Origin of the sequence: Saccharomonospora halophila 8 (assembly GCF_000383775.1) — a bacterium.
Classification (GTDB): Bacteria; Actinomycetota; Actinomycetes; order Mycobacteriales; family Pseudonocardiaceae; genus Saccharomonospora; species Saccharomonospora halophila.
The window spans coordinates 10897-16985 of the sequence record NZ_KB912493.1; the positions used below are offsets into that span (position 1 = coordinate 10897).

General features: G+C 72.9%; 7 protein-coding genes and 1 pseudogene. 6 read left to right on the plus strand and 2 right to left on the minus strand.

Annotated elements, in window-relative coordinates:
• The 4 genes and pseudogenes from SACHA_RS24900 to SACHA_RS0103920 form a co-directional block, all read left to right on the plus strand.
• A pseudogene (locus SACHA_RS24900) lies at nucleotides 1-205 on the plus strand (TetR/AcrR family transcriptional regulator); the annotation flags it as partial.
• A gap of 103 nt (nucleotides 206-308) precedes the next feature.
• The gene (locus SACHA_RS0103910; protein ID WP_019807386.1) at nucleotides 309-1082 is read left to right on the plus strand and encodes an SDR family oxidoreductase; all 774 of its coding nucleotides are present in this window, start codon (nucleotides 309-311) and stop codon (nucleotides 1080-1082) included.
• A 250-nt stretch (nucleotides 1083-1332) separates the two neighbouring features.
• Nucleotides 1333-1563, plus strand: a complete 231-nt coding sequence (locus tag SACHA_RS0103915; protein ID WP_028662862.1) for a hypothetical protein — start codon at nucleotides 1333-1335, stop codon at nucleotides 1561-1563.
• A gap of 178 nt (nucleotides 1564-1741) precedes the next feature.
• Nucleotides 1742-3277: an arylsulfotransferase family protein gene (locus tag SACHA_RS0103920; RefSeq protein ID WP_019807389.1), complete on the plus strand. Its 1536-nt coding sequence runs from the start codon at nucleotides 1742-1744 to the stop codon at nucleotides 3275-3277.
• A 99-nt stretch (nucleotides 3278-3376) separates the two neighbouring features.
• Here SACHA_RS0103920 and SACHA_RS0103925 read toward each other — a convergent pair whose 3' ends face one another.
• Nucleotides 3377-4342, minus strand: coding sequence for an NADPH:quinone oxidoreductase family protein (locus SACHA_RS0103925; RefSeq protein ID WP_028662863.1), 966 nt, complete (start codon nucleotides 4340-4342; stop codon nucleotides 3377-3379).
• Between the two features lie 138 nt (nucleotides 4343-4480).
• Here SACHA_RS0103925 and SACHA_RS0103930 point away from each other — a divergent pair, with 138 nt between their 5' ends.
• On the plus strand, nucleotides 4481-5107 hold the full coding sequence (locus SACHA_RS0103930) for a TetR/AcrR family transcriptional regulator (protein WP_019807395.1): 627 nt from the start codon (nucleotides 4481-4483) through the stop codon (nucleotides 5105-5107).
• Between the two features lie 22 nt (nucleotides 5108-5129).
• On the opposite strand, the gene SACHA_RS0103935 is transcribed toward SACHA_RS0103930, so the two are convergent.
• Nucleotides 5130-5393 (minus strand): GlsB/YeaQ/YmgE family stress response membrane protein, encoded by a 264-nt coding sequence (locus SACHA_RS0103935; protein ID WP_019807397.1) that lies wholly within the window; start codon nucleotides 5391-5393, stop codon nucleotides 5130-5132.
• Nucleotides 5394-5535: 142 nt separating this feature from the next.
• Here SACHA_RS0103935 and SACHA_RS0103940 point away from each other — a divergent pair.
• A partial coding sequence (locus tag SACHA_RS0103940; protein WP_019807398.1) for a pyridoxal-phosphate dependent enzyme occupies nucleotides 5536-6089 on the plus strand: 554 nt, incomplete at its 3' end.

Below are 6089 nucleotides of genomic sequence, written 5' to 3' on the forward strand. Positions count from 1 at the left end.
CTGGCACGACCCGGGCGCGTGGGCACGGCTGCTGTGCGCGGCGCGGCCCGACCTGTCCGAGCGGGAGGCCGCGCGCCGGTGGCTGCTGGCGTTCGACCTCATCCTGCAGACCCTGGGCACGCCGTTGACCGAGGCACCGCCCACCACACGGGTTCCGGTCGGGACGCTGCGTGCCTTCGTCACCGCGGGTCTGGCCGCACCGTGACCACGACCGTGTCCTCCGGCGTGTCCCACCGTGACGGGGCACGGCCGGCGGACGGCGACCCGCGGCCCGCGGGGATCGCACACCGAACGAGGAGGACTGCCGCATGGCACCGACCGTTGTCACCGGTTCCGCGTCCGGTATCGGCGCGGCCACCTGTGCGACCCTGCGGAAGCAGGGCCACGAGGTGCTCGGCGTCGATCGGCACGACGCGGACGTCGTCGCCGATCTGAGCACCCCGGACGGACGCCGCGCCGCCGTGGACGGTGTCCTGGAACGCAGCGGCGGGGTACTCGACGGCGCCGCCCTGTGCGCCGGGCTCGGACCGCACGTCGACGACGCGCGGCAGATCGTCGCGGTGAACTACTTCGGTGCGCTCGCGCTGCTCGACGGGATCCTGCCCGCTCTGCGCCGGGGCACGGACCCGGCGGCGGTCGTGGTGTCGTCGGTCTCGTCCACCCAGCTCCCCTGGAGCGACAATCCCCTCGCCGAGGTGCTCGAGTCCGGGGACGAGGCCGCGGTGGACGACGCCCTCGCCGTCGGCGGGGAGTACCGCGGTCAGCTCGCCTACGCGGGTTCGAAGAACGCGCTCACCGTCGCCGCGCGGCGCCGGGTGTCCGACTGGGGCGCCGCGGGGGTCCGCCTGAACACGGTGGCCCCGGGCTCGGTCGAGACACCCCTGCTCGAGGCGGGGATGCGGGACGAACGCTACGGGCAGGCCATTCGCGACTTCGTGGCCCCGATCTCCCGGCACGCCCGGCCCGACGAGGTCGCCTCCCTCATCGGATACCTGATGGGGGAGAATGCGGGATTCATCCACGGTGCTCAGTTCGTCATCGACGGTGGGGTCGACGCTCTGCTCCGGCCGACCGTGTTCTGAGGACGGTGTTCCGACGACCGCGTTCCGACGACCGACGGTCGGGCGGTCCGATGTGGGCGGTGGACGGACGACGGAGGCCACACGTCGGCCATTCACCGCCCCGTGGCCTCCGTTACCGGGAAATCGCCCGGACGGAGGTCACCCGGTGCTGTGATTCCACTGTCGACCGCCGCCACCTCCGGTAGTGTCCTTGCAGTCAGCAAGATGAAGGAATGCTGTGGTCCGGATACGCTCGGCGGAGGAAACCGTCATGAACAAGAATGCCGACGAGGTCATTGTCGGTGACCGGATCACCTACCTCGCGGGCACGCCCGTCGGAATGGAGAAGCTGTTCCGCGACGGGGAGGTCGTCGCATACCCGATCGCCGACCCGTACACCTCGGTGCTGTGGTTTCCCACCCGACCGGACGACGCCGGGCTCGACGCCGAGCCGGTGTGGGTCCGGCACGACCGGGTGGTCGATGTGGCACCGGTGGACTGATCGACCACGGCCGTACCCGGAGTAGGTCCGGAATCACCCCGGGGTCCGGCCGGGTCCGCACACGACGGGCCCGGCCGGACCCCGGACCGTCCCGGCCCCTCCACGCGCGGCCCCCGGCCAACTCCTCGGTAACGTCACTCTTCCGAGCGACACACACCGCCGAGGAGGACTACTGCCGATGGCTGACAGCGCTCTCACGCGGCGGCGTTTCCTGCGCCGGGCCGCCCTGGCCGGCGCGGGCGTGGCCGTCCCGCTGACCACCGGTTACGTGGGCTACCGGCTCCCCCGCCCGGAGCAGGCGGCCGCCGCCGGGGAACCGACCGCAACCCCCGCCAACGCGCCGCACCATTTCGTCTCCCGCCCCGACCTGCGTCCCCCACGGGTGACGGTCACCACTCCTGGCGGGGACGCGGACGGAGGCGGCTACCTGTTCCTGAGTCCGAAGGCGTACCGGGCGGGCAGCCCGAGCCAGCCCGGCTGCATGGTCGTCGACCGGCACGGCACGCCGGTGTGGTTCCTGCCCCGGGAGGGTGAACAGCTGGTCCCGACCGACCTCAAGCCGCAGACCTACCGCGGGCAACCGGTGCTGACCTGGTGGCAGGGTGAGGTTCTCGCCGGGTACGGGCAGGGCACGGCCGTCATCCACGACAGTGCGTACCGGCCGGTCGCCGAAGTCGGCATGGGCAACGGGATGCGGGCGGACCTGCACGAGTTCCTGATCACCGAGCGGGACACCGCACTGCTGATGGCCTACCACCCGGCGCGGGCCGATCTGTCCGCCGTCGGCGGCCCCGCGAACGGCTGGGTTTACGCCGGTGTGGTGCAGGAGGTCGACATCCCCTCCGGCGAGGTGCTGTTCGAGTGGAACAGTCTCGACCACGTCGCCGTCGACGAGACCTACAAGGAGCTGGGCGAGACCGGTACCGAGGACGCACCGTTCGACTACATCCATCTGAACTCGATCGCCGAGACCGACGACGGCGGTCTCGTCCTCTCGGCCCGCAACACCTGGGCGCTGTACAAGATCTCCCGGGACGACGACGAGGTCGTGTGGCGGATGAACGGTCGCCGGTCCGACTTCGAGGTCGAGGAGACCGCCCGGTTTTCCTGGCAGCACGACGCGCGGATGCACCCCGGTGACCGGCTGGCACTGTTCGACAACTCCTCGTCGCCGCCCCAGGGTCCGCACTCCCGTGGTCTGGTGCTCCGCATCGACCACGGGGCACGCCGGGTCACGCTCGACCGCGAGTTCGTGCACCCGGCCGGGCTGCGCGCCGACAACCAGGGCAGTATGCAGCTGCTGGAGGACGGCCGTGCGCTCGTGGGCTGGGGATCGCAGCCCTACACCTCGGAGTTCGCCCCGGACGGCACGCTCACGTTCGACGCCCGGTTCCCGGAACCCGATCAGTCCTATCGCGCCCGCACCGCGGACTGGACCGGGACGCCCGCCGAGAAGCCCGCGGTCGGCATCGGGCCCAGCAGGGCGGGCGGGCGCACCGTATACACGAGCTGGAACGGCTCGACCGCGACGCGCCGGTGGCGGCTGTTCGCCGGGGAATCCGGCGACGCGCTGGAGCCGGTGGCGACCGTGGACCGCGGCGGCTTCGAGACGGCGGTGGCGGTCACGAGCGAGGGTCCCTTCTTCGCGGCCGAGGCCCTCGGCGCGGACGACGAGGTGCTGGCCCGCTCGGAGACGGTCCGGGCCGGGGACTGATCCGGCAAGGAACCGGTCGACGGTCCCGGCACGGGAGAGTCCACTCGTGTGCCGGGACCGTCGACTCGCGGTACTGGGGCGGCGACTCGCGGGTGGGGGTCAGCGGACGGTGAGGACCACCTTGCCGCGGGCGCGGCGCTCGTTGAGGTCGGCGAGCGCGGTGGCGACGTCGTCGAGCGGGTACTCGGCGCCGACCGGCGGGTCGAGTGCGCCGTCCCGCAGCAGCGGCTGCAGTTCGGCCCACTGTTGCCGCAGGTATTCCGGTCGGCTGCTCCAGAAGGCGCCCCACCCGACGCCGACGACGGAGATGTTGTTCAGCAGCAGCCGGTTGACCTTCACGGTGGGGATCTCCCCACCGGTGAACCCGATCACCAGCAGCCTGCCCTCCGTGGCGAGGCTGCGCAGCGAGTCCGTGAACCGGTCGCCACCGACGGGGTCGACGACCATGTCCACCCCGGCCCCACCGGTGAGCTCACGGACCTCGTCGCGGAAGGTGTCCGCGGTGACCACGTCGTGGGCCCCGGCGGCGCGGGCGACCTCGGCCTTGTCCGGGGAGGAGGTCACCGCCACCACCCGCGCGCCGAGCGCGGCGGCCAGTTGCACCGCGGCCGTGCCGACACCACCCGCGGCGCCGTGCACCAGCACGGTCTCGCCCTGGCGCAGCCCACCGCGCCGGGTCAGCGCGAAGTGCACGGTGAGGTAGTTCATCGGCAGCGCGGCGGCCGCGGTGAACGACAGCCGGTCCGGGATCGGAAACACCATCCCGGGACGCGCCGCGACGGTCTCGGCGAAACCGCCGAGACCGGGGAACGCGGCGACCCGGTCGCCGGGCCGCACGGAGGCGTCGTCGGGCGCCGCGCGCACCACCCCGGCCACCTCGGTGCCCGGCACGAACGGCAGGTCGGGCTGGATCTGGTAACGGCCCTGGCTCTGCAGCACGTCCGGGAAGGTCACCCCGGCCGCGTGCACGTCGATGAGGACGGATCCGTCCCCGCCGGGCTCGTCGACGTCCGCGACCCGCACGGCCGCGGGTCCGTCCAGGGTTGTGACCTGGGCTGCACGCATGCGCTGCTCTCCTTCGACGCCGGTTCGCCGCGGGACGCGCCCGCCCCACGGTGATTTTGCACTCTAGGTGCACACTGTAGGTTCCGGCGACAGCGGTGTGAACGCCGCCACCGACGAGAACGGCAGGGATGAACCGGAGTGGGACCAGAGCGGACCGGGGACACCGACGGACGCACCCGACGCCGGCTGCGGACCCGGCAGGCGATCATCGACGCCCACGTGGATCTCATGCTCGACGGGGACCTGCGGCCGACCGTCGACCGGATCGCGGAGCGGGCCGGGGTCTCCCGCCGGGCGCTGTGGACGCACTTCGCCGATCGCGAGGAGCTCTTCGCCGCGGCGGGGGAGAAGACGCTCGGCCTGCAGTACGCCGACGCCGATCCGCTCCCGGTCGGGGCCGCCCTCGACGAGCGCATCGACTGGTTCTGCCGGCGCCGGGTACGGATGCTGGAATCGATCGCGGGGGTGGCCCGGGCCGCGCAACTCTGGCTGCCGTTCTCCGCGCAGGTCCGCCGCAACCGCGCCCGGCACAACGACCGGCTCCGGGCGGAGATCGAGCGGTTGTTCGCCCCGGAACTGGACCGGCTGGACGGCCCGGACCGCGCCGAGCTGCTCCGGGCCCTGGTGCTCGCGACGAGCTGGCCGGCGTGGATGGGCGGCCGCGACGATCTCGGGCTGGACGTCGCCGACGCCGCGGCTGTGCTGCACCGGACGGTGTCCGCGCTGTTCACCGCCGCGCGGACACCGTCGGGCACGGACCGGTGAACCGGGGCGGGCCCGGCCGGGCTCAGTCCCCGCTGCGCGCGAAGACCAGCCGGTGGATCAGCAGGATCAGCACCGCTCCGGCGACCGCCAGCCCCCACGTACGCAGGTCGAAGAACGTGCCGAGGTCGGTGTCGAACAGGGTGCGGCCGAGCCAGCCGCCGAGCAGGGCGCCGCCCACACCCAGCAGTACGGTGACGAGGCACCCGCCCGGGTCCCTGCCCGGCATCAGCATCTTCGCGATACCGCCGGCGAGCAGGCCCAGCACGATCCAACCGAGAATACCCATGCGGACACGCTACTGATCCCGGCGCGTACCCGCGCCCGGCGCCCCTCGGTCAGCGGCCACCGCGGGTGTGCGTGCGCTAGCGTTGAGGGGTCCGGCGACCGCCGGACACCGGCGACACGGCCCAGGTCACGGAGGTGAGCACGTGAGCGACCGCTCCGCTCGGGAGGGTGCGGTGACGGCCCGGGACGTCGCCGAGGCGGCCGCCGGGTTCGCCGACGTCATCCCACCCACGCCACTGCAGCGCAACGAGCGGCTGTCCCGCCGGTACGGGCTCGACGTGTGGCTCAAGCGGGAGGACCAGAGCCCCGTCCGCTCGTACAAGGTCCGCGGCGCCTACAACCGGATCAGCCGTCTCTCGCCCGGCGAACGCGCCCGCGGCGTCGTCTGCGCGAGTGCGGGCAACCACGGCCAGGGGGTGGCCTTCGCGTGTGCCGCCCTCGGAGTGACCGCGCGGATCCACCTGCCACGCACGACGCCCCGGCAGAAGCGGGACCGGATCGCGTGGCTGGGGGACAAACAGGTCACGGTCATCGTCGAGGGGGACACCTACGACGACGCCGCCAGATCGGCCGGACGGGACGCGGCGGAGACGGGCGCGGTGCTGGTCCCGCCCTTCGACGACCCGCGCACGATCGCCGGGCAGGGCACGGTCGCCGCCGAGATCGTCGAGCAGCTCGGGCGGGCCCCGGACGCCGT